General features: G+C 55.8%; 24 protein-coding genes. 14 read left to right on the top strand and 10 right to left on the bottom strand.

What is annotated here, in order from left to right:
* Positions 1-33: 33 nt before the first annotated feature.
* Positions 34-360, bottom strand: a complete 327-nt coding sequence (locus RT120_RS03400) for a YnfA family protein (RefSeq protein WP_312979370.1) — start codon at positions 358-360, stop codon at positions 34-36.
* A 114-nt stretch (positions 361-474) separates the two neighbouring features.
* Between RT120_RS03400 and RT120_RS03395 the strand changes: the two genes are divergently transcribed.
* Positions 475-810 carry a DUF1283 family protein gene (locus RT120_RS03395; RefSeq protein ID WP_312979367.1) on the top strand — a complete coding sequence of 112 codons (336 nt, stop codon included), beginning with the start codon at positions 475-477 and terminating at the stop codon, positions 808-810.
* Between the two features lie 54 nt (positions 811-864).
* A complete protein-coding gene (gene speG, locus RT120_RS03390; protein WP_312979365.1) occupies positions 865-1,422 on the top strand; it encodes a spermidine N1-acetyltransferase in 558 nt (185 codons plus the stop codon).
* Between the two features lie 25 nt (positions 1,423-1,447).
* Here the strand turns inward: speG and RT120_RS03385 are convergent, their stop codons facing one another.
* Positions 1,448-2,158, bottom strand: a complete 711-nt coding sequence (locus tag RT120_RS03385) for a YnfC family lipoprotein (protein WP_312979363.1) — start codon at positions 2,156-2,158, stop codon at positions 1,448-1,450.
* 109 nt (positions 2,159-2,267) lie between these two features.
* On the opposite strand from RT120_RS03385, the gene RT120_RS03380 reads away from it, so the two are divergent.
* On the top strand, positions 2,268-2,570 hold the full coding sequence (locus tag RT120_RS03380; protein ID WP_312979360.1) for a DUF1161 domain-containing protein: 303 nt from the start codon (positions 2,268-2,270) through the stop codon (positions 2,568-2,570).
* A gap of 36 nt (positions 2,571-2,606) precedes the next feature.
* On the opposite strand, the gene murP is transcribed toward RT120_RS03380, so the two are convergent.
* Together murP and murQ are read right to left on the bottom strand one after the other, a co-directional pair.
* Positions 2,607-4,052, bottom strand: a complete 1,446-nt coding sequence (gene murP / locus RT120_RS03375; RefSeq protein ID WP_312979358.1) for a PTS N-acetylmuramic acid transporter subunit IIBC — start codon at positions 4,050-4,052, stop codon at positions 2,607-2,609.
* Positions 4,053-4,063: 11 nt separating this feature from the next.
* Complete coding sequence (gene murQ, locus RT120_RS03370; protein WP_312979355.1) at positions 4,064-4,966, bottom strand: N-acetylmuramic acid 6-phosphate etherase; 903 nt, start codon at positions 4,964-4,966, stop codon at positions 4,064-4,066.
* Positions 4,967-5,500: 534 nt separating this feature from the next.
* Here murQ and osmY point away from each other — a divergent pair.
* From osmY to osmV, 4 genes are read left to right on the top strand one after another with little or no spacing between them, the layout of a single operon-like run.
* Positions 5,501-6,181 (top strand): osmoprotectant ABC transporter permease OsmY, encoded by a 681-nt coding sequence (gene osmY / locus RT120_RS03365; protein WP_409515017.1) that lies wholly within the window; start codon positions 5,501-5,503, stop codon positions 6,179-6,181.
* Between the two features lie 22 nt (positions 6,182-6,203).
* Positions 6,204-7,106: an osmoprotectant ABC transporter substrate-binding protein OsmX gene (osmX, locus tag RT120_RS03360; RefSeq protein ID WP_312979349.1), complete on the top strand. Its 903-nt coding sequence runs from the start codon at positions 6,204-6,206 to the stop codon at positions 7,104-7,106.
* A 12-nt stretch (positions 7,107-7,118) separates the two neighbouring features.
* Positions 7,119-7,766 carry an osmoprotectant ABC transporter permease OsmW gene (gene osmW / locus RT120_RS03355; protein ID WP_312979346.1) on the top strand — a complete coding sequence of 216 codons (648 nt, stop codon included), beginning with the start codon at positions 7,119-7,121 and terminating at the stop codon, positions 7,764-7,766.
* Positions 7,766-8,911: an osmoprotectant ABC transporter ATP-binding protein OsmV gene (osmV, locus tag RT120_RS03350; RefSeq protein ID WP_312979343.1), complete on the top strand. Its 1,146-nt coding sequence runs from the start codon at positions 7,766-7,768 to the stop codon at positions 8,909-8,911. The genes osmW and osmV overlap by 1 nt, the downstream gene beginning before the upstream one ends.
* A gap of 35 nt (positions 8,912-8,946) precedes the next feature.
* Here osmV and bioD read toward each other — a convergent pair whose 3' ends face one another.
* The 3 genes from bioD to RT120_RS03335 form a co-directional block, all read right to left on the bottom strand.
* Positions 8,947-9,627 (bottom strand): dethiobiotin synthase, encoded by a 681-nt coding sequence (gene bioD, locus RT120_RS03345; protein ID WP_312979340.1) that lies wholly within the window; start codon positions 9,625-9,627, stop codon positions 8,947-8,949.
* Between the two features lie 124 nt (positions 9,628-9,751).
* Entirely contained in the window at positions 9,752-10,969 is a 1,218-nt protein-coding gene (mlc, locus tag RT120_RS03340; RefSeq protein ID WP_312979338.1) for a sugar metabolism global transcriptional regulator Mlc, read from the bottom strand.
* A 106-nt stretch (positions 10,970-11,075) separates the two neighbouring features.
* The gene (locus RT120_RS03335) at positions 11,076-11,996 is read right to left on the bottom strand and encodes a LysR family transcriptional regulator (RefSeq protein ID WP_312979336.1); all 921 of its coding nucleotides are present in this window, start codon (positions 11,994-11,996) and stop codon (positions 11,076-11,078) included.
* Positions 11,997-12,095: 99 nt separating this feature from the next.
* On the opposite strand from RT120_RS03335, the gene RT120_RS03330 reads away from it, so the two are divergent.
* The 3 genes from RT120_RS03330 to RT120_RS03320 all read left to right on the top strand — a co-directional run bounded on the left by RT120_RS03330 (position 12,096) and on the right by RT120_RS03320 (position 16,030).
* Positions 12,096-13,346: an MFS transporter gene (locus tag RT120_RS03330; protein WP_312979335.1), complete on the top strand. Its 1,251-nt coding sequence runs from the start codon at positions 12,096-12,098 to the stop codon at positions 13,344-13,346.
* A 71-nt stretch (positions 13,347-13,417) separates the two neighbouring features.
* Entirely contained in the window at positions 13,418-14,902 is a 1,485-nt protein-coding gene (locus RT120_RS03325) for a carboxypeptidase M32 (RefSeq protein ID WP_312979333.1), read from the top strand.
* A 309-nt stretch (positions 14,903-15,211) separates the two neighbouring features.
* Positions 15,212-16,030, top strand: coding sequence for a serine protease (locus RT120_RS03320; protein ID WP_312979330.1), 819 nt, complete (start codon positions 15,212-15,214; stop codon positions 16,028-16,030).
* Between the two features lie 26 nt (positions 16,031-16,056).
* Here RT120_RS03320 and mdtI read toward each other — a convergent pair whose 3' ends face one another.
* Both mdtI and mdtJ read right to left on the bottom strand, forming a co-directional pair.
* Positions 16,057-16,386, bottom strand: coding sequence for a multidrug/spermidine efflux SMR transporter subunit MdtI (gene mdtI / locus RT120_RS03315; RefSeq protein ID WP_312979328.1), 330 nt, complete (start codon positions 16,384-16,386; stop codon positions 16,057-16,059).
* Positions 16,373-16,738: a multidrug/spermidine efflux SMR transporter subunit MdtJ gene (mdtJ, locus tag RT120_RS03310; RefSeq protein ID WP_312979689.1), complete on the bottom strand. Its 366-nt coding sequence runs from the start codon at positions 16,736-16,738 to the stop codon at positions 16,373-16,375. Before mdtJ ends, mdtI begins: the two co-directional genes overlap by 14 nt.
* 469 nt (positions 16,739-17,207) lie before the next feature.
* Between mdtJ and RT120_RS03305 the strand changes: the two genes are divergently transcribed.
* The gene (locus RT120_RS03305) at positions 17,208-17,615 is read left to right on the top strand and encodes an ASCH domain-containing protein (RefSeq protein WP_312979326.1); all 408 of its coding nucleotides are present in this window, start codon (positions 17,208-17,210) and stop codon (positions 17,613-17,615) included.
* Here RT120_RS03305 and RT120_RS03300 read toward each other — a convergent pair.
* A complete protein-coding gene (locus RT120_RS03300; RefSeq protein WP_312979325.1) occupies positions 17,612-18,016 on the bottom strand; it encodes an NUDIX hydrolase in 405 nt (134 codons plus the stop codon). The two genes, RT120_RS03305 and RT120_RS03300, sit on opposite strands and share 4 nt — an antisense overlap.
* A 157-nt stretch (positions 18,017-18,173) precedes the next feature.
* Between RT120_RS03300 and eptA the strand changes: the two genes are divergently transcribed.
* The 3 genes from eptA to pmrB are packed head-to-tail and all read left to right on the top strand — an operon-like array spanning position 18,174 to position 21,555.
* Positions 18,174-19,808, top strand: coding sequence for a phosphoethanolamine transferase EptA (gene eptA, locus RT120_RS03295; protein ID WP_312979324.1), 1,635 nt, complete (start codon positions 18,174-18,176; stop codon positions 19,806-19,808).
* Entirely contained in the window at positions 19,805-20,485 is a 681-nt protein-coding gene (gene pmrA / locus RT120_RS03290) for a two-component system response regulator PmrA (protein ID WP_312979322.1), read from the top strand. The genes eptA and pmrA overlap by 4 nt, the downstream gene beginning before the upstream one ends.
* Positions 20,482-21,555, top strand: a complete 1,074-nt coding sequence (gene pmrB, locus RT120_RS03285; protein WP_312979320.1) for a two-component system sensor histidine kinase PmrB — start codon at positions 20,482-20,484, stop codon at positions 21,553-21,555. The genes pmrA and pmrB overlap by 4 nt, the downstream gene beginning before the upstream one ends.
* Positions 21,556-21,559: the final 4 nt, after the last annotated feature.

The following is a 21,559-nucleotide window of genomic DNA, read 5'->3' as shown; positions in this document are numbered from 1 at the left end:
TGCTCAATATTTAATCAAAATGAGCGCCGTACGTTATGCGCGACCCCAGCCCGCCACAATGATCAGCATCCCGCACAGGGCAATCCCCGCCCCAAGCCAGTCATAAACGCTGAGTTTGACGCCGTCCACCACCCGCAGCCATAGCAGCGCGGTCATCACATAAACGCCGCCGTAAGCGGCATATACGCGGCCACTTGCCGCCGGATGCAGGGTTAACAACCAGACAAACACCGCCAGCGAAAGCCCGGCGGGCACTAACAGCCACGCGCTCGCGCCACGCCGCAGCCAAAGCCAGGGAAGAAAACAGCCAATAATTTCAGCAAGCGCGGTGGCAAAAAACAGCAGGGTTGTTTTAATCATGTTGAGGGAAAATCCTGATAATGGTGTTCGAGTGTGCTGCTCTGTCACGCGGCAATGGTATAATAAAAGCATCGGGCTACCGATATGTACTGTTTAACCTTAAAGGAAACCAGGATGAAAAACCTCCGTAGCAAATCTGCAGTTCTGATGTTGCTGGCTGGTGTGTTTACCTTCGCTTCGCCGATCCATGCGCAAACCGATAGACTGGTCATCGAATCCGGTGACAGCGCGCAATCGCGCCAGAATGCAGCGATGGATAAAGAGCAATGGAATGACACGCGCTCGCTGCGCCAGAAAGTGAACAAGCGCGCAGAGAAAGAGTGGGATAAAGCAGACGTCGCCTTCGACGCCCAGGACAAATGCCAGCAAAGCGCAAATATGAACGCTTACTGGGAACCAAATACCCTTCGCTGCCTGGATCGCCGCACAGGCCGCCAGATTATGCCGTAATACTCAGGGCTCCCGGCGGAGCCCTTGTTTCATCAGCTTAAAAAAGGATTTACCATGCCCAGCGAGTATGCCGTGAAACTTCGTCCGCTTGAGCGCGAAGATTTGCGCTTCGTTCACCAACTCGATAATAACGCCAGCGTAATGCGTTACTGGTTTGAAGAGCCTTACGAGGCGTTTGTTGAACTCTCCGATCTATATGACAAACACATTCATGACCAGAGCGAGCGGCGCTTCGTTGTGGAGTGCGATGGCGACAAGGCTGGCTTAGTGGAGCTGGTGGAGATTAACCACGTGCACCGCCGCGCGGAATTTCAAATCATTATTTCCCCGGAGCACCAGGGCAAAGGCCTGGCGTCGCGCGCCGCTAAACTGGCGATGGATTACGGCTTTACGGTGCTGAATCTCTACAAGCTGTATTTGATTGTCGATAAAGAAAACGTCAAAGCGATCCACATCTACCGCAAGCTGGGCTTTATGGTAGAAGGCGAACTGGTCCATGAGTTCTTTATCAACGGTGAATACCGCAATACCATCCGCATGTGCATTTTCCAGCATCAATACCTGGCGGAACATAAAACCCAGGGCAGTATTTTAAAACCCACCGCGCAGTAGCCTTTCCCGCGGCAAAACCGCGGGATCAATAATATTCAATCGTGTTTTTGATGGTGAAATGCTGCAAGGCAGGCGGCGTTACGCTTTCATCGGTAATGTCCAGCGTACAGCTAACCGGGTTGAAATACTTATCGTATTCACAGGCCTGCTTAGCGCGCCCAATGGCTTTATCATTCAGCGTGCTCACCGACTGGTAATTGAGTTTTTTGCGTTTATCTGCGGCGGCAGTCGCACTCACCGCCAGCGTTGAGGCTTTCGCCTGGGTCTTTTTCCCCAATGGATAGCCCTCGGCGTCGTAATGATAGTTAATGGTGGCCTCTTTACTGTGGGCCGCCACCACAAAGCCGTTGTCGTCTGTATCGTAAAGCATCCCGATGCCGGGCAGTTCGGCAAGCTGGCATTTGCCCTGGAGCTTTACCCGTTTCTCACCGGAGTTGGCTTCCAGATAATAATTAGCATCCAGCACCAGCGCTGCGCCGGTATTGGCATCCAGATCGTGGAACTCCAGCGAATCGAAGCACCCTTCTTCCGATAACGATGCGCTCACGCGCCGGGTCACTTCGCCCTTTTCGTTAATCAGCGTTTGGCTGAAATCCTTCACCGGTCCACGCAGCGGGTCAAAATCAAATTCATTAGAAAAACTTGCCATTTCAGGCGTATAGGCAATCGGCCCTTGTGAGTTGTCACAGCCGCTCAGTGCTGCCGTTACCGCTATTATCAAGATCTGTGGCTTCACGCGTGGGCTTCCTCCCGTCTGAAAACAAGGCTAATGATATAAGCAAATACAGAGATTTACACTACGGATGCTATGCTTAGACCTGAGCCCAACCAAAAAGGAGCCAGATATGAAGCGTTTATCCTGGCCTGGAGCCTGTTTGATCGTGACGGCGATGCCCGCGCTCGCCGCGCCCGAGTCATGCGAACGGGTGAAGGCCGACATTCAACAGCGAATCATCAATAACGGCGTACCGGAAACCAGCTTTAGCTTAACGATTGTGCCTGGCGATCAGGTTGATCAGGTGGATGCGCAGGTGGTGGGACATTGCGCCAACGACACGCACAAAATCCTCTATACCCGCACCAGTAGCGGTAACGCGCCGGGCAACCCGCCGGCGGCGCAGGATGGCTCGCAGAGCGAACCCCAGTAATGACACCGCCTCCGGCACAACGCCAGAGGCGCGTGATTAGCTTAAGTCGATATTTTTACTGCCGAACAGCCAGGTCAGAATAAACCCGGAAACATAGGCCACCAGCAACCCCGCCGCGTAGACCGCCATCCCGGCGTAAATCCCGCTGCCCGACGTCATCAGTGGTAGCGCCACCAAGCCTGAAGGGCCAAACACGGTATTCAGCCCCACCGGCAATCCCATCCAGGCCACCAGCCCGATAAAGAAACCGCCGCAGGCCCCACCCAGACAAGCGGTGATAAACGGCTTCACGCGCGGCAGTGTCACGCCGTAAATCAGCGGCTCGCCGATCCCCAGGATGCCAGGAATAATCGCCCCTTTGATCTGGGTACGCAGAAGCGCCTCTTTACTGGCGCGCACGTAGAGTGCCAGCGCCGCGCCGACCTGACCGCCCCCTGCCATCGCCAGAATAGTAAACAGCGAGTTGAAGCCCTGCGCTTCCATCAGAGCAAAGTAAACCGGCACGAAACCCTGATGCACGCCGAACATCACCGCCAGCAGGAACAGCCCCGCCAGTACCGCCGACCCGAACGGGTTGCCGTTAAGGTGCAGGAACAGCCAGGACATCCCGTTAAACAGATAGCCGCCCACCGGCATAATCACAATAAAGGTCACCGCGCCCATAATCAGCAGCGTCACGGCGGAGGTTAAAATCATATCCAGATTGGCAGGCATAATGCTGCGCACTCGTTTCTCCACCCACGCCCCAAGGATGGCGGCAATCAGCACGCCGATAATGTTGCCGCGCGGATCGATGGTATGACCAAAGAACGAAGAGATACCGGAATAGAAGCCCACGGTGGCATCGGGGTTGTAGCCGAGCACAAACAGCGCAGCGATAATCGCCCCGTTAACGCCCGATCCGCCAAAGGCTTTTTGCGCGTTGTAGCCGATCAGGATGCTCAGAAAGGTAAACATTCCTTTGCTGAACACCTTCATATAGCTAATGGTTTCAACCAGCGCGCCGTTGGGCGACGGCTTGCCGAGCACAAAGATCTGCTCGGCGAGCGTAGCGAACCCCAGCAGCAGGCCCACGGCGATAAACCCCGGGATCAGCGGCGTAAAGATCGTGGCGAATTTCGCCAGAAATTTTTGCACGCTGCTGGTCTGCTTGCCTTTTAACTGCTGCTTTTTCTGCGCCGCGATTTCTTCCAGCGTTTGGCTCTCGCTGACGTCTGCGGCAGGCGCGCTGTCCAGATGGTGATTCATCATCTCCGCCGCCGCCTGGGCTTTACCGGGACCCAGCACAATCTGTAATTGCTCATCGCTTTCAATCACGCCCAGTACGCCGGGGATTTGGCGGATTGCGGCGGCATCGGCACGGGTATCATCACGCAACGTGAGCCGCAGCCGGGTCATGCAGTTGCCACATTGCGCAACGTTGCCGCTGCCTCCAACGGCGTCGGTAATGCGCGCTATCATCTCGCGGGTTATTTTTGCCATTATTGTTTCCTTTACGCGTTGTGTAACGCCAGGCGAATAAATCCGTTATTTTGTTCCAGCAGCGCTTTTGCCTGCGCGGCATCCAGGCCCGACAGCACCATCACGATGGCGGTTTTACAATGCCGGTTACACTGCTGTAGCGCCGTCTGCGCCGTCGTGCGGTCGCATTCGGTGGCATCCATCACGATGGAAATCTGGCGTTCGATCAGCTTGGCATTGGTGGCTTCCACATCGACCATCAAATTACTGTAGACCTTGCCGCTACGGATCATCGCCCCGGTGGTGATCATATTCAGCACCAACTTTTGGGCGGTCCCCGCTTTCAGCCGGGTCGAGCCGGTGACCACTTCCGGGCCGACAGCGGGCGTAATGGCGATATCTGCCAGCGCCGCCATTTCGCTTTGTGGGTTGCAGCTCACCACCGCGACGCAGGCGTTCAGGGATTGCGCATACGCCATTGCCCCTAAAACGTAAGGCGTTCTACCGCTGGCCGCGAGGCCCACCAGCACATCTTTCGCGCTGAAGTTAAGGGCTTGCAGATCGGCAGCGCCCTGTTCACGGTTATCTTCAACCTTCTCTACCGCGCTTAAGATGGCTTTATGACCGCCGGCGATAATGCCCACCACCTGCTCAGGCCGGGTGCCAAACGTCGGCGGGCATTCGCTGGCATCCAGAATGCCGAGGCGGCCTGAGGTGCCTGCACCGATATAAATCAACCGCCCGCCTTCAGCAAACGCCTGCGCCACGCGATCTACCAGTTGGGCAATTTGCGGCAGGTAAGGCGTAATCGCCTCCGGCACGCGCCGGTCTTCATTATTGATAACGGTCAGCATCTCCAGCGTGGAGAGCGTATCAATGTTGTTGCTCGCAGGGTTGCGGCGTTCGGTCAGTAACTGGCTTAGATCAATACTCATAACAGCCTCATTTTTTCAACGTGGTCACAGTGTAAGGAATATTTTATTCCAACCCTATGAATTCTGTCACAGGCTCTGAATAAAATATTGTTAACGCAACACGAAATTCAGCCCCGCTTTTACAAATTATGTTGGTATGCAATTGATTTAACTTATTTTAATTTTAAAAAGAGGTTTTTACATCTGAAAGAATTTTTTATTTCGCCTGTTATACCTTCTGCCGTTTTGGGAAACCAGCAAGAACATCCAATGCCCTTTGTTAAACTGATGCCACAGCGCATAAAAGTGACAACGTCACACAGCGTTAACAAGTTTAAGATAATTCTCTATGCTGCGCGTTTTTCCAGTTCTTATAAGGCCAAACTAATGGTTCTATGCATGAATCATTATCCTGTTAATGGTTCAGGAACTGGAATCATTCCCAACGCATTGCTATAGCTGTTAACACCCTGCCAACACAAGGCATAACAATTCGATAAAGCGTGCTCAGGGAGACACACCGCAATGTATAAAAACCTCGCACTTCGCGCAGTGATGGCGCTAGTTGCACTTATCGTCGTGGCAGGCTTCATCGTCTGGGGCGTCGGACTGGAAACCGTTAAAGCCCGTCAGGTTGATTTACTTTATCTCGGGAAACAACACTTGATTCTGGTGTTCAGCTCTATGGCGCTGGCGCTTGCCGTGGGCATCCCCAGCGGTATTGCGCTTAGCCGCCCTGCCGCTCGCCGGTTTGCTGAGTATGTGATGCAAATCTTTAACGTCGGTAATACGTTGCCGCCCCTGGCGGTACTGGCGCTGGCGATGGTGATTATCGGCATCGGCGACCGTCCGGCGATTATCGCGTTATTCCTCGCCTCGCTGCTGCCCATTGTTCGTAATACTTACGCCGGATTGTGCTCGGTCCCCGCCTCGTTAATTGAAGCCGCCAAAGGCATTGGTATGACGCGCTGGCAACAGCTGCGGCAGGTGGAACTGCCCAACGCCTGGCCAGTCATGCTGTCCGGCATTCGTATCGCCACGGCGATTAACGTCGGTACCGCCCCGCTGGCGTTTCTGATTGGCGCCAGCAGCTACGGCGAACTGATTTTCCCCGGCATCTATCTGAACGACTTCCCCACGTTAATTCTGGGCGCGGCTGCTACAGCGCTGTTCGCGATGATTCTGGATATGGCGCTGGCGGGTCTGGGCCGCCTGATGAGCCCGCATACCGCCTGATAATAATAACAAGGAGCGAACCATGAAATTGTTGTCCCACCTGCTTGCCGCCCTTACGGCGACCGCACTATTCGCCAGCGCGGCGCAGGCCGCGCCGATCGTACTGGCGACCAAGGGCTTTACCGAACAGCATATTCTTTCCGCCATGACCACGATGTACCTGCAGAAGAAAGGCTTTCAGATCCAGCCGAAAACCAATATCGCGGCAGTGATCTCCCGTAATGCAATGGTGAATAACCAGATTGACATCACCTGGGAATACACCGGCACCTCGCTGATTATTTTTAATAAAATCGACAAGCGCATGACTCCGCAGGAGTCCTATGACACGGTCAAACGTCTCGACGCCAAACTCGGGCTGGTGTGGCTGAAACCCGCGGATATGAATAATACCTATGCCTTCGCCATGCAGCGTAAACGGGCCGAAAAAGAAGGCATTACCACGCTGTCGCAGATGGTGGAACGGATGGACACCCTGCGCAAGAATGACCCGAAAAACAACTGGCTGCTGGGCCTCGACCTGGAGTTCGCCGGGCGTAGCGACGGCATGAAGCCGTTGCAGCAGGCTTACAACATGCATCTGGATCGCCCGCAAATCCGCCAGATGGACCCGGGCCTGGTGTACAACGCCATCCGCGATGGCTTTGTTGATGCCGGGCTAATCTACACCACCGACGGGCGCGTAAAAGGCTTTGACCTTAAAGTGCTGGAAGATGACAAAGGTTTCTTCCCGAGCTATGCGGTGACGCCGGTGGTGCGTAAACCGATCCTCGACGCCAACCCTGGCCTGGATGAGGCGCTGAACACCCTGTCTGGCTTGCTGAACAATGACGTTATCTCCACGCTCAACGCGAAGGTGGATATCGACCATGAATCGCCCCAGAAAGTGGCGCGCGAATTTCTTCAACAGCACAAGCTGCTTTAAGGAGGCGACCCGATGGATACGATTCATTACATGATGGATAACGCCGGGTATATCGGCGGGTTGACCCTCCAGCATTTGTGGCTGATCGGTCTGGCCGTGGGCATGGCGATTGTGATTGGCGTGCCGCTGGGCGTGCTGATCGTACGCCATAAATGGCTGGCCACCCCGGTGCTCGGCATTGCCACCGTGGTACTGACCATTCCGTCTATCGCCCTGTTCGGGCTGATGATCCCGCTGTTTTCGCTGATCGGCCAGGGTATCGGCGCGGTGCCTGCGGTCACGGCGGTATTTCTCTACTCTTTATTACCGATTGTCCGCAACACCCACACCGCGCTGGAAAGTTTGCCGCCGGGGCTGCGCGAAGCCGGGCGCGGTATCGGCATGACCTTCTGGCAGCGCCTGCGCTGGGTAGAAATTCCGATTGCCCTGCCGGTGATCTTCGGCGGTATCCGCACCGCGGTAGTGATGAATATCGGCGTGATGGCGATTGCGGCGGTGATCGGCGCGGGCGGCCTGGGGCTGTTACTGCTTAACGGCATCGGCGGCAGCGATATCCGCATGCTGATCGCGGGTGCGGTAATGATTTGCCTGTTGGCGATTGTACTTGACTGGATGCTGCACCGTTTGCAGGTGCTGCTGACTCCGAAGGGGATACGATAATGATAAAACTGGAAAACCTCACCAAACAGTTCACGCAGAAAAATGGCCAGACCTTTAAAGCCGTGGATAACGTCAATCTTAATGTGCCGGAAGGCGAAATGTGTGTGCTGCTCGGTCCGTCCGGCTGTGGCAAAACCACCACGCTAAAGATGATTAACCGGTTAATCGCCCCCAGCAGCGGCAACATTCTGATCAACGGCAAAGACACCAACGATATGGATACGGTGACGCTTCGCCGCAATATCGGCTATGTGATCCAGCAGATTGGTTTGTTCCCGAATATGACCATTGAAGAAAACATCACCGTCGTGCCGCGCATGTTGGGCTGGGATAAGGCCCGCTATCAGGCCCGCGCGTCGGAACTGATGGATATGGTGGCGCTTGATCCCAAAAAGTTTCTTCACCGCTACCCCAAAGAGATGTCCGGCGGGCAGCAGCAACGTATCGGGGTTATTCGCGCTCTGGCGGCGGATCCGCCGGTGCTGCTGATGGATGAGCCTTTTGGCGCGGTCGACCCGATTAACCGCGAGGTGATCCAGAACCAGTTCCTGGAAATGCAGCGCCAGCTCAAAAAGACCGTGATGCTGGTAAGCCATGATATTGATGAAGCGCTGAAGCTCGGCGACCGGATAGCGGTATTCCGCCAGGGGCGCATTGTACAGTGCGCCAGCCCGGATGAACTGTTAGCGAAACCGGCGAATGAATTTGTCGGCTCGTTCGTCGGCCAGGACCGCACCCTTAAGCGTTTGCTGCTGGTACAAGCAGGCGACGTTACCGACCAGCAACCGACGATTACCGTGCAGACATCTACGCCGTTATCGGAAGCCTTCGCAATTATGGATGACCACGATCAGCGGTCGGTCACCGTGGTGGACAGCGAATCCAAACCCATCGGCTTTGTGAAGCGCCGTGAAGCGCGCGGCGCGACGGGCGTTTGTGGCGATATCCTTCACCCGTTCCGCATTACCGGCAAAGCAGAGGACAACCTGCGCGTGGTGCTGTCGCGGCTGTATGAGCACAATACGGTGTGGATGCCGATTGTTGATGAAGACGGGCGCTACAGCGGGGAAATTTCTCAGGATTATATTGCCGACTATCTGAGTTCAGGTCGAACTCGCCGGGCATTGAATATTCACGGGGAATAAACAGAAAAGGGATACTGCGGTATCCCTTTTCTTATTCAGGCACTTAACTTGATAGGGTCAGCAGGCAACTGAATGTACTGGGCCAGCTCCCGCTGTTCGGCGCGCGGCAGATAAGGCAATTCGCCTATCAGGGGTGCCGGAATTTTTTTACGCAGCACCTCAATGATTTCAGCGTAGTGCGCCAGGCCTGGATTAATACGGTTAGCCACCCAGCCCACCAGCGGCAACCCATCGCTGGCAATCGCCTGGGCCGTCAGTAAGGCATGGTTGATGCACCCTTCCTGAATACCCACTACCATCACCACCGGCAGTTGTTCCTGAACCACCCACTCCGACAGCGGACGCAAATCGTTCATCAGGCTGCGCCATCCGCCCGTGCCTTCCACCACCACGTGATCCGCCTGTTCGCTGAGTTGGCTCAGCGTGTCGGTCAACAAGGGATAGTTGATAGGGAAACTGTGCGCCACGCTGCTTTCATCTTCGCTGAGCGCAATCGGGTTGATGGTGGAATATGGCAGCGCCAAAGTGGAAACGCTTTGTAGCACCAGGGCGTCTTTATTACGCAACCCCTCTGGCGTCTCTTTACTGCTTTTGGCGACGGGTTTGAACCCCACTACGCTTTTACCTTCCGCCGCCAGGGCCTGAAGCAGCGCACGGGAAACGACCGTTTTACCAACAGCTGTATCAGTACCCGTCACAAAGAAACGCTTAAACATCACAAACTCCAGGATATGCTCTTAAAAATATATTGATTCGGAATAATTCAATAGTGAAAGTCTAAGAGAAGACGTCTGGAGTCAGCTTGAGATAGCGCAATTTTTAGTGGATTATGAAAATTTGTTAACCCTGCAACAGACGAATCAACAGCGATCCCGTATACATCGCGTCTTTTACCAGCGCGGCGCCTGCCATGGTGCCCTGATTGGTAAACTGTGTGCTTTCCACCACCGTATTGCGGCTGTAGGCAGGCAACGCCTGCTGGCGAATACAATCGGCAATGGCCGGAAACAGAATACCGGACGCGCGATTGAGCGGCGAACCAATCAGTATTTTTTGCGGATTAAACAGGTTCACCATAATCGCCAGAATACGGCCTACGTTCGTCCCTACCCCAACGATAATATCCCGCGCCAGCAGATCGCCTTTTTGGGCGGCATCACACAGCGTTTCAACGGTCAGCGGCTGGCCGTGGAGCATTGATCCCATGGATTGGTTCATGCGCTGCTGCGCCAGCTCCAGCACGCTGTCGATACTGGCGATGGTTTCGAGGCAGCCGTGGTTGCCGCAGTAACAGCGTTTACCGTAAGGATCGACCTGGGTATGGCCGATTTCCACCAGGCTGCTGCTGCCCGCGTGCAATAAGCGCCCGTCGGTGACCACGCCCGCGCCGACGTTATGATCGATCACCACCTGAATCACATCCCGCGCGCCGCGCGATGCGCCGAACAGCGATTCCGCCATAGTCCAGGCGCTGATGTCATGCTGAATAAACACCGGCACGCCAGTGCGGTTTTCCAGCGCCGGGCCGAGCGGCATTTCCTGAACGTCATAAAACGGCATGCGGTGCACGACGCCGTTTTCGGTATCAATAATGCCCGGTAGCGTAATGGCGATGGCCGTCAGCCGCTCGAGCTTTTGCTGATGGCGAATAAAGAACTGATCGATATGGGCGATGATGCGCTCAAGTAGCGGCTGTTCGTCCTGCTGCGGCAGTGCCAGCTGTTCTTCCACCACCAGTTTGCTGCTGAGATCGCGTAATGCGAGGTTAATTTCCCCACGATTAATGCGCACCGACAGATAGTGCCAGGCTTCAGTTTCCACCATCAGCCCCACCGCCGGACGCCCACGGCTGCCCGGCTCCTGGATTTCGGTTTCCTGCACCAGGTGCGCTTCAATCATTTCGCGGACAATTTTCGTGATACTGGCAGGCGCAAGCTGCGCCAGACGCGAAAGATCAATACGTGACACCGGGCCTAGTTGGTCTATCAGACGATATACCACGCCGGCATTCGTCTGTTTAATCTGATCAATGTGGCCCGGTTGACTATCAGCAACCACTGCAATCTCCCTTTATTTTCGGGCTTCGAAATAAACTTACGCTATGGTGAAGCACATCAATACGAGCCGTCAAATTTTTAGTCATGGTTGTGATTTACAGCACGTTTTAACGCGGCATTGCGCTGTTTTTACGCACGGTGAGCGCCTCGTTCAGCAGACGCATAAACCGCAGGGCGGCGGCGCTTTTCTCGTGATGTTTCGACCACACCAGCCACATTTCCGATACGGCATCCGCTTCGGTTATCGGCACCCAGCGCATTTCATTCAGCTGAATCCGCTGGAACGAGGCCGGTAAGATCGACACGCCAAGCCCGGCGGCCACCAGCCCAATAATGGTCATCGCCTCACCCACTTCCTGGGCGATCAGCGGCTGGACATCATAACGGTGCAGCAACCCGAGAATATCGTCATACAGCCCGGTTCCGACGTGCGGGTCGAAAAATACAAACGGTTGATCGGCCAGTTCGCGCAACGAAATCGCGGGCTTCGCCGCCAGCGGGTTTTCGCGGTGCATCATGGCCATCAGCGGTTCACGCAGGATCAATTGCCAGTCAAGCGTGTCGGGCAAAGGGGTGTTGCGCATTAACCCCAGTTCCAGTTTTCCTTCATTAAGCGGTGCGATTTGCGCCCGGGTGTTGATTTCCAGGGTCTGTAAATGCACGTCCGGATAGCCTTTGCGAAACTGCGACAGGCTGTCAGAGATCGGTTTGATAAACGGCGCGGAGGAGGTAAAGCCGATGCGTAACTCGCCGGTCTCCCCATGATGCAGACGCGCCGCGCGCACCGCCGCCGCTTCTACCTGGCTTAAAATCTGGCGGCTGTCGGCCAGAAACTGCGCCCCCGCCGCCGTCAGGCTAACGCTGCGATTGGTGCGCGCCAGCAGTTTCGCGCCGACCTGGGCTTCAAGGGTCTGGATTTGCTGGCTTAACGGCGGCTGGGAGATATTCAGCCGCGCCGCCGCCCGGCCAAAATGGAGTTCTTCCGCTACCGCCACGAAATAACGCAGGTGCCGCAGTTCGATATTCATATTTAATACATATCATTTGAGATTATTAATATATTAGACAGAATATTAGGCGCTTTCTACTCTGTTTATAGTCTGTTCCGTCATCCACAAGGATCTGTTTTGAGCCGTACATCCACCGTCTCGCCTGATTCGGCTGTTCAGCCAGACGTTATCACTGCTTCCCGGCCTGCTTCATTTATTACCCGCGGTACGCCGCAATTTATGCGCGTGACGCTGGCGCTGTTTTCCGCCGGTCTGGCGACGTTTGCCCTGCTGTATTGCGTACAGCCGATCCTGCCGGTGCTGTCCCAGGAATTTGGCGTCTCCCCGGCGAGCAGCAGTATTTCGTTGTCTGTGGCGACCGGTTTAATGGCGCTGGGGCTGCTGTTTACCGGGCCGCTGTCCGACGCCATCGGGCGTAAAAATGTCATGGTTACCGCCCTGCTGCTGGCTTCCTGCTGTACGCTGCTCTCCACTCAAATGACCAGTTGGCACGGCATTCTGATTATGCGTGCGCTGATTGGCCTGTCGCTGAGCGGCGTGGCGGCGGTGGGTATGACGTATCTGAGCGAAGAGATCCACCCAGGCTTTGTGGCGTTTTCGATGGGGTTGTACATCAGCGGCAACTCCATTGGCGGGATGAGCGGGCGCTTGTTAAGCGGTGTGATCACCGATTTCTTCGACTGGCGCGTGGCAGTCGGCGCGATTGGCTGTTTCGCGTTGGCGGCGGCGCTGATGTTCTGGAAAATCCTCCCCCCGTCGCGCCATTTCCGCCCGGCGTCGTTGCGGCCTAAAAGCCTGTTTATTCATTTCCGCCTGCACTGCCGGGACGACGGCCTGCCGCTGCTGTTCGCCGAGGGGTTCCTGCTGATGGGCGCGTTCGTCACCCTGTTCAACTACATTGGTTATCGGCTAATGCTGTCGCCGTGGCATCTCAGCCAGGCGGTAGTCGGCCTGCTGTCCGTGGCGTATCTGACCGGCACCTGGAGTTCGCCGAAAGCGGGCGCGCTGTCGGTTCGCTACGGGCGCGGCCCGGTGATGATCAGCTTTACCGGCATCATGCTGCTGGGCCTGTTGTTAACGCTGCTGCCGTCGCTATGGGTAATTTTTGCGGGGATGCTGTTGTTTTCCGCAGGATTTTTCGGCGCACACTCGGTGGCCAGCAGTTGGATCGGCCACCGGGCGAAACGCGCCAAAGGCCAGGCCTCGTCGCTGTATCTGTTCAGCTACTATGTGGGCTCCAGCGTGGCCGGTACGCTCGGCGGTGTTTTCTGGCACCGCTACGGCTGGAACGGCGTCGGCGCATTTATCGCCCTGCTGCTGTTACTGGCGATCCTGACGGGATGGCGGCTGCACCACCGCGCGCATTGATTTCCGGGCCTCGTGTTTCCGCCCCGGTAGTGTTACTTTTCACACTACGCTCCACCTGCACACGAGGCTTTATGGAAAACACTCATTATCAAAAACTTACCAAAACCTTTGCTCGCCTGTCGCGTTTCTCGCACCTCTCCGCCATTGCCGGATGGGATATGTTCGCCATGATGCCGCCTGGCGGTAGCAAAGCGCGTTCCGAAGCGCTGGCGGAGATGAGCGTACTGTGCCATCAAATCCTCACCAGCCCGGAGATGGCGCGCGCGCTGGCCGACGCGGAGCAGGAAGATTTAAACGATCTGGAACGCGCCAACCTGCGCGAAATGGCCCGCCAGTACCAGCAGGCAGCATTGCTGCCGGAATCGCTGGTGGAAGCAAAGTCTCTGGCAGGTAGCCGCTGCGAACATGCCTGGCGCACCCAGCGCCCGAATAACGACTGGCAAGGGTTCGCTGAAAATCTCAAAGAAGTCGTGAAATTCAGCCGCGAAGAGGCGGCGCTGCGTGCCGCACACCGTGGCGGTTCGCGCTATGACGCTCTGCTGGATATCTACGAGCCGGACATGACCAGCGCACGGCTCGACGCCCTGTTCGGCGATCTGAAAAGCTGGCTGCCGGATTTGCTGGCCCGCGCCACAGAAAAACAGGCTCAGAAAACGCTGATGGCCCCACAGGGCCCTTTCCCCACCGCGCAGCAGCGTGAACTGGGGCTCGACGCCATGAAACTGCTGGGGTTTGATTTTGACGGGGGGCGGCTGGACGTCAGCGCCCATCCGTTCTGCGGCGGCGTGCCGGAAGACGTGCGCATCACCACGCGCTATAACGAAAACGAGCTGTTCAGCGCCCTGTTTGGCGTGATCCATGAAACCGGTCACGCCCGCTATGAGCAAAACCTGCCGCGCGAATGGCTGGGCCAACCGGTGGCGCTGGCACGCTCTACCGCGCTGCACGAATCGCAAAGCCTGTTTTTCGAAATGCAGTTAGGGCGCAGCGAAGCGTTCCTCACCCGCCTGTTACCGCATATCACCGCGCGTTTCGGTGAACAGCCAGCGTTTGAACGCGATAACTATATCGCCTGGAATCAGCGCGTGAAGCCGGGCTACATTCGCGTAGATGCCGATGAAGTGAGCTATCCGGCGCACGTGGTGCTGCGTTATGACATTGAGCGGGCGCTGATTGAAGGCGAGATTGAGGTCAACGATATCCCGGCGCTGTGGGATGAAAAAATGCAGCACTGGCTGGGGCTGTCCACCAGAGGCGATTACCGCAACGGCTGTATGCAGGATATTCACTGGACCGACGGCGGTTTCGGCTACTTTCCGTCCTATACATTAGGCGCGATGTACGCCGCACAGTTGTTCCACGCCGCCCGCCGGGCGCTGCCGACGCTCAACCAGGATATCGCCAGCGGTGACTTCAACGCCCTGTTTGACTGGCTGCGCCAGAATATCTGGCAGCACGGCAGCCGCTTTACTACCGCGCAACTGGTAGTGAATGCGACCGGGGAAGATCTCAACCCGCACTACTTCAGGCAGCATCTGGAAAAGCGCTATTTGTAAAACGCCGCGCCGGGTTAACGCCCGGCGCTGTACATAGCGTTACACGCCGTAACGACTCCCTCACGGAACCCCTGCATTATCAGTACTATAGTGCGGCCTGTCGCTTATCGTAAAAGGCAGGTTCAGATGCGCCGTTATCTGTTCGAGATCCTTCTTGTCTCTCTTATTCTGTGCGCCCTTGTGTCGGCCTCGTTCTACGGGTAAAGCCCCGTAGCATGCTGATTTTATTCCCTCTTTATTACCAGCCCGTCTATAATCAACATCAATGGGTTTACATTAATAATCATAATTGCCCCACCCGAGAGTGATATGCGCAAAACCGTTGTGTTAATTCTGGGAACCATTTTTCTGAGCGTTTTTCCTGCCCGTGCGGATGTCGGAGAGCCGCCGGAAGCCACCGCAAATGAGGTCAAAACGCTGTTTTTCGGTCACGATGACCGGCAGCGCATCACCGATCCGACGCAATCGCCGTGGGATGCTATCGGCCAACTGGAAACCGAAAGCGGCAACCTGTGCACCGCAACGCTTATCTCATCACATCTGGCCCTTACTGCCGGGCATTGCCTGCTGGCCCCACCGCGCGGCAAGCTCGACAAACCGGTGGCGCTGCGTTTTGTGGCGCTGAAGGGCAAATGGCGTTACGAAATTCACGACGTTGAAGGCCGCGTGGAATCGACCCTGGGCAGACGGCTTAAAGCCGACGGCGACGGCTGGATTGTCCCGCCCTCCGCCGCCCCGGATGATTTTGGTTTGATTGTGCTGCGCAACCCGCCTTCGGCGATTACGCCGCTGCCGCTGTTTACCGGCGACCGCGCGGATCTGACCGCCGCGTTAAAAACCGCCGAACGTAAGGTCACCCAGGCGGGTTACCCGGAAGATCATCTGGATAATCTCTACAGCCATCAGGACTGTATCGTTACGGGTTGGGCGCAGAAATCGGTATTGTCGCATCAGTGCGATACCCTGCCCGGCGACAGCGGTTCGCCGTTGATGATCCATACCGATGACGGTTGGCAGTTGATTGGCGTACAAAGTTCAGCGCCTGCCGCCAAAGATCGTTGGCGGGCCGATAACCGCGCCATCTCGGTCACTGGCTTCAGGGAGAAGCTGGAACAGCTTGCCCAATAGCGATCGCGACGGCGCGGTTCAGAACGTCAGGCGAGTTTAATCAGCACCATGCCCACCAGCAGCAGGGCTAAACCGGCCCACCCCTTGCGGTTGAGGCGCTGACCGAACAGGATCCACCCTGCCGCGACGGTAGCGGTGATACCAAAACCGCCCCATAAGGCATACGCCACGGAAAGCTCAATGCCCTTCACCGCCTGCCCGAGGGCGCTGAACGCGGCCAACACCGCCAGCAGAGAAAACACGCCATACAGCGGACGGCGAAAACCGTCCGAGAACTTCAGGAAAATATTGGCGGCGATTTCCAGCACAATTGCCAGCATCAACCATGCGCCATGAACCCATTCAAACTGCGACATGGCGGCCTCCTGCTTGCGGTTTTTTGGCTTTGCGGGTGCCGGATTTAATCAGTACGATGCCCGCCACCAGGGTCGCCAAACCCGTCAGTTTCACCATCGACAGGCTTTCATCAAATAACCAGACGCTGAATACCGTAATAATTAAAATACCGATGCCTTCCCACAGGGCATAGGCCACCCCAAGGGCGATGCGTTTAACGGAAAAAGACAGAAAAATATAAGACAGGCTGATCATGACCAGCATAAAAATAAACGCGGCGGAACTTCCGTTCTGGCTGGCCCATTTTAATGACAGCGTCCCGGTAATTTCAGCGATAATCGCCAGACCTAATAAAGCCCAATAAAACATGATTTTTCTCCTGCATGAGAAAATAATACGCCACAGCTTGCTGCACCAAATCGATAGGGCGGCAAACCGAAAAAATGAGACTGAGAGCGTGGCTACGCCGTGCGCAGACGCCAGAATTCACATGCAGGGACTAAAGCGCGTTGCGCCAGTGTTGTTCACCAAACTGATGAAAAGAAAGGGGGAAAACGTGTGGGGGTAACAATAACGTCCTGAACAGATTGTCCATAATTTTCCAACTTATCCGCGGTATTGCTTCTCTTCGTTGCGGATGAAAATTGTCCTCGGTAGTTAAACACGCTGGAATTAAACCATAGCCGTTGGGTTTACTCAATCCCTTTTCAATTCTTTACTGAGAATTTCCTTAAGCCGTTATTTTCTGGTCTGAGGTAAATTTTATTTCCTTTTTTTCATGCCGGCTGATATTGATAACCGCCGGTATTTTTCCAGGCTCAAAAAATAACAAGGAATAAAAATGACAAGCCTCCTGCACACCCTTCAACAACGTTACCCTCAGGCGCTGGTCTGGGGTTTTGGCGACTCGCCTGAAATGGCCGACGAGTTGGCTGCGCTGGTGATTCAGGGCCACAAACGCGCCAGCTGCGGCGCGTTGGTCTCTTATCTGAAAGAGCCGATCCTGCCCGGCAGCTACAACATTATTCTCAATGGCCGCGATGAGCCGGTATGCGTGATCCGCACCACCGTGCTTCGGGTGGTGCGCTATTGCGACATGACCGCCGAGCTGGCGAGCCTGGAAGGTGAAGGCGATCGCAGCCTGGCCTGGTGGCAAGCCTCACATCAGGCTTTTTTCGAGCGTGAAGGCACCTGGGCACCGGATATGGAACTGGTGTTCGAAGAATTTACGCTGGTAGAGGTGGTTTAACGCAGCGCGGCTACCCCATAGCTGTCGATCAGCGTTTGCAGCGGGGCGAACAGCGGCGACGGCAGCGCATCGGGGGAAAACCATTCCCAGCCGTCGCACTTTTCCGGCTCACGGCAGTCTGGCTCGCCCTGCGCATCACGGCTAATCATAAACAGCGTGATGTAATGTTTGCCGACGTCGTGAAATACGTCGCTGACAAACCGCCCGGCTTCAAGATGATTCAGCGTCAGCCCGGTTTCTTCGGCGGTTTCCCGGCATGCGCACGCTTGCGGCGTTTCGCCAAACTCCAGATGCCCGCCCGGCGCGGACCAGGTCGCTGCGCCGTGACTGCCTTTGCGACGCCCTAACAACAGTTTTCCGTCGCGAAAAATCAGTACCCCGACGCCAATTTGCGGTGACATAACGGCTCCTTTGTTGCTGTCTGTGATCCGCACGCACGGTAAAAGGTTTTCTGTTTATCTTCAAGTGGCGGATAACACGCCCAACCTTAAGCCTCTTAAGGTTTTCCTAATTTTGCTTTGGCATCCTGCACGCATTGAAATGACAGGATGCCCTGCTATGCCACTCCCCCGCCTGAAAAGACCGACGCTAAGCCGGATCGCGTATATAAGCCTGTTCTCGGCGTATATTGCGCTGTTTTTAAATTTCGCCTTTTACCACCAGGTATTACGCGTTTTGCCGTTAACCACGCCACGCAACATTCTGGTGTTTATCACCATGCCGCTGGTGATTTTTTGCGTGGTCAGCAGCCTGGCGACCCTGGCCTCGCTGGTGAAGCTTGACCGCCTGGTGATCGCGCTGTTTATTCTGGTCAGCGCCTCGGCGCAATATTTTATCCTGACCTATGGCATCGTGATGGACCGCTCGATGATCGTGAATATGCTGGATACTACGGCGTCCGAAACGTTCGCCCTGCTCACCCCGCAACTCACGCTGACGCTGGTGTTTTCCGGTGTGCTGATGGCGATGCTGGCCTTCTGGGTGCGGGTAAAAGAGGCCGCTTCCTGGCGTCGTTTTGCCCATCGTGCCCTGAGCCTGATTGCCTGCGCCGCCGTCGTGGTCGTGGTGGCCCTGCTGTTTTATAAAGATTACGCCTCGCTGTTTCGTAATAACAAAGAGCTGGTGAAATCGATCAACCCGTCCAATACCGTGGCCGCTGGCTGGTCGTGGTATGTCCACAATCGGGAAGACAACCTGCCGCTGGTAAAAATTGGCGAGGATGCAAAGCAAAATCCGCTGATGCGCCAGGGCAAGAAAAACCTCACGATCTTAATCGTCGGGGAAACCTCCCGTGCGGATAATTTCTCGCTTGGCGGCTACGCGCGGCAAACCAATCCGCAACTGGCGCAGCAGAACGTGGTTTACTTCCCGCATACCACTTCCTGCGGCACCGCCACCGCGATTTCCGTGCCCTGCATGTTTTCTAATATGCCGCGCGCCCGCTACGACGAGGCGCTGGCCCATCACCAGGAAGGGATGCTGGATATTATTCAACGGGCGGGCATTCAGGTGCTGTGGAATGAAAATGACGGCGGCTGCAAGGGCGCGTGTGACCGGGTTCCCCATCAGGATATGACCAAACTGAACCTGCCCGGCCAGTGCATTGAAGGCGAATGCTACGACGACGTGCTGTTTCACGGGCTGGATGACTACATCGACAAACTGACCGGCGACGGCGTGATTGTGCTGCACACCATCGGTAGCCACGGGCCGACCTACTTTAACCGCTATCCGCCGCAGTTCCGTAAATTTACGCCAACCTGCGATACCAACCAGATCCAGACCTGTACGGCGGAGCAGTTGACCAATACGTACGACAACACGCTGCTTTACGTGGATGATATTGTGTCGAAAGCCATTGATACGCTGAAAGCCCATCAGGATAAATTTACCACCAGCCTGGTTTACCTTTCGGATCACGGCGAGTCGCTGGGTGAAGACGGCGTCTATTTACACGGGCTACCGTACCGTATCGCGCCCGAAACCCAGAAGCATGTGCCGATGCTGGTATGGTTATCCGACGACTATCAAAAACGCTATTCTGTGGATCGGGATTGCCTGAACAAACGCGCCGCACAGGATGCTTCACAGGATAATTTGTTTTCAACCATGCTGGGGCTGACGGGCACGCAAACCACCGAGTACCTTCCGTCTGACGATCTCGTGGCGGCTTGCAGGGGAACAACGCGATGAAAATATTAGTAGTGGAAGACGATGCGCTGCTGCTTCAGGGGCTGGTGATGGCGCTGGAAGGCGAAGGCTACGTGTGCGATGGCGTGTCCACCGCCCGGGCAGCAGAAGCCAGTTTACTGGCCGGGCAGTATAGTCTATTGATCCTCGATCTGGGCCTGCCCGACGAGGACGGGCTACACGTGCTGTTACGCCTGCGCCGCCAGAAAATGATGCTGCCGGTATTAATTCTCACGGCGCGTGACTCGGTGAACGAGCGTATCGCCGGGCTGGACGCCGGTGCCGATGATTACCTGATCAAACCCTTTGCGCTGGAAGAACTGCTGGCGCGTATTCGCGCCCTGATCCGCCGCCATGCTAACCAAGCGGAAAATACGATCTCTGTCGGTAATCTGACGATGGATATGACCCACCGAATCGCCAAACTTGACGGTGTGCAGGTGGAACTCACGCCAAAAGAGTACGCCATTTTGTGCCGTTTGATGTTAAAAGCGGGCCACCCGGTACACCGGGAAATCCTCTATAACGACATCTACAACTGGGACAATGAACCGTCCACCAACACCCTCGAAGTGCATATCCATAACCTGCGCGACAAAATCGGCAAAGCGGCGATCCGCACTGTGCGCGGCTTTGGCTATGCGTTAATCAAACCGGGCGAGGAAAGCGAACCATTATGAGGGCACTGCTAACCCGTCTGGGGAATCACCGCACGCTGCGCTTCCGCCTGCTGCTGGCGATCGGCCTGATTCTGGTGGTGTGCCAGGCCATCAGCGTGGTGTGGCTGTGGCACGAAAGCAAAGAGCAGATCTCGTTTCTGGTTGATGAAGCGCTGCACAATCGCAACAACCAGCGGCATATTGAAAAAGAGATTGTCGAAGCGGTGGCAAGCCTGGCGCTGCCCAGCCTGGTGATGATTTCGCTGGCGCTGCTGCTCTGTTTCCAGGCGGTGAAATGGATCACCCGCCCGCTACAGGAGCTACAGCGCCATCTCGACAGCCGCAGCGAGGATAACCTCGACCCCATCGGCTACGTCAGTTCGGTACGGGAAATCGACGCGGTGACACACGCCATTAATCATCTGGTGTCACGATTGACCGTGACCATTGAGCACGAACGGATGTTTACCGCCGACGTCGCCCATGAACTGCGCACCCCCTTAGCCGGTTTGCGGCTGCATCTGGAACTGATTGAAAAGGCCCATCACGTGGATGTTAAACCGTTATTGCAGCGTCTCGACCAAATGACGCAAAGCGTATCTCAACTGCTGCAACTGGCGCGGGTTGGGCAATCTTTTGCCTCCGGTGAGTATCAACAGGTGCCATTACACGCCGAAGTGATTGAACCGATGCGGGCGGAATTCGAAGCGATGTTGCAAACGCGTCATCAAAAGCTGCACGTTATCGCCCCGCAGGACGTCACCGTGCGCGGCGACGCGACGCTGCTGCGCGCCATGCTGCGTAACCTGGTAGAGAACGCCCACCGCTACAGCCCGCAAAACTCCAACATCTTTATTCGGGTAGAAACCGCGCCCGCGCCGCTGTTGGTTGTGGAAGATGAAGGGCCAGGCATTGATGAAAACAAAAGCGGCGAGCTGAGCAAAGCGTTTGTGCGTATGGACCGCCGCTACGGCGGAATTGGGCTGGGGTTAAGCATCGTCACCCGCATCGTGCAGTTGCACCAGGCGCAATTTATTCTTGATAACCGCAGCCCGGGGCCGGGTTGCCGGGCGCGGGTGCGGTTTATGTAAGGCT

Source organism: Atlantibacter sp., from assembly GCF_032062175.1.
In the GTDB taxonomy this organism is placed as follows: domain Bacteria; phylum Pseudomonadota; class Gammaproteobacteria; order Enterobacterales; family Enterobacteriaceae; genus Atlantibacter.
The sequence above is the reverse complement of the archived record's forward strand: the minus strand, read 5'-3'. Positions and strand labels throughout refer to the sequence as shown.

Excerpts from the sequence above, each read along its gene's own strand:
- RT120_RS03400 (WP_312979370.1), bottom strand. The coding sequence starts at position 360 with ATGATTAAAACAACCCTGCTGTTTTTTGCCACCGCGCTTGCTGAAATT.
- RT120_RS03395 (WP_312979367.1), top strand. The coding sequence starts at position 475 with ATGAAAAACCTCCGTAGCAAATCTGCAGTTCTGATGTTGCTGGCTGGT.
- speG (WP_312979365.1), top strand. The coding sequence starts at position 865 with ATGCCCAGCGAGTATGCCGTGAAACTTCGTCCGCTTGAGCGCGAAGAT.
- RT120_RS03380 (WP_312979360.1), top strand. The coding sequence starts at position 2,268 with ATGAAGCGTTTATCCTGGCCTGGAGCCTGTTTGATCGTGACGGCGATG.
- murP (WP_312979358.1), bottom strand. The coding sequence starts at position 4,052 with ATGGCAAAAATAACCCGCGAGATGATAGCGCGCATTACCGACGCCGTT.
- murQ (WP_312979355.1), bottom strand. The coding sequence starts at position 4,966 with ATGAGTATTGATCTAAGCCAGTTACTGACCGAACGCCGCAACCCTGCG.
- osmY (WP_409515017.1), top strand. The coding sequence starts at position 5,501 with ATGGCGCTAGTTGCACTTATCGTCGTGGCAGGCTTCATCGTCTGGGGC.
- osmX (WP_312979349.1), top strand. The coding sequence starts at position 6,204 with ATGAAATTGTTGTCCCACCTGCTTGCCGCCCTTACGGCGACCGCACTA.
- osmW (WP_312979346.1), top strand. The coding sequence starts at position 7,119 with ATGGATACGATTCATTACATGATGGATAACGCCGGGTATATCGGCGGG.
- osmV (WP_312979343.1), top strand. The coding sequence starts at position 7,766 with ATGATAAAACTGGAAAACCTCACCAAACAGTTCACGCAGAAAAATGGC.
- bioD (WP_312979340.1), bottom strand. The coding sequence starts at position 9,627 with ATGTTTAAGCGTTTCTTTGTGACGGGTACTGATACAGCTGTTGGTAAA.
- RT120_RS03335 (WP_312979336.1), bottom strand. The coding sequence starts at position 11,996 with ATGAATATCGAACTGCGGCACCTGCGTTATTTCGTGGCGGTAGCGGAA.
- RT120_RS03325 (WP_312979333.1), top strand. The coding sequence starts at position 13,418 with ATGGAAAACACTCATTATCAAAAACTTACCAAAACCTTTGCTCGCCTG.
- RT120_RS03320 (WP_312979330.1), top strand. The coding sequence starts at position 15,212 with ATGCGCAAAACCGTTGTGTTAATTCTGGGAACCATTTTTCTGAGCGTT.
- mdtI (WP_312979328.1), bottom strand. The coding sequence starts at position 16,386 with ATGTCGCAGTTTGAATGGGTTCATGGCGCATGGTTGATGCTGGCAATT.
- RT120_RS03305 (WP_312979326.1), top strand. The coding sequence starts at position 17,208 with ATGACAAGCCTCCTGCACACCCTTCAACAACGTTACCCTCAGGCGCTG.
- RT120_RS03300 (WP_312979325.1), bottom strand. The coding sequence starts at position 18,016 with ATGTCACCGCAAATTGGCGTCGGGGTACTGATTTTTCGCGACGGAAAA.
- eptA (WP_312979324.1), top strand. The coding sequence starts at position 18,174 with ATGCCACTCCCCCGCCTGAAAAGACCGACGCTAAGCCGGATCGCGTAT.
- pmrA (WP_312979322.1), top strand. The coding sequence starts at position 19,805 with ATGAAAATATTAGTAGTGGAAGACGATGCGCTGCTGCTTCAGGGGCTG.
- pmrB (WP_312979320.1), top strand. The coding sequence starts at position 20,482 with ATGAGGGCACTGCTAACCCGTCTGGGGAATCACCGCACGCTGCGCTTC.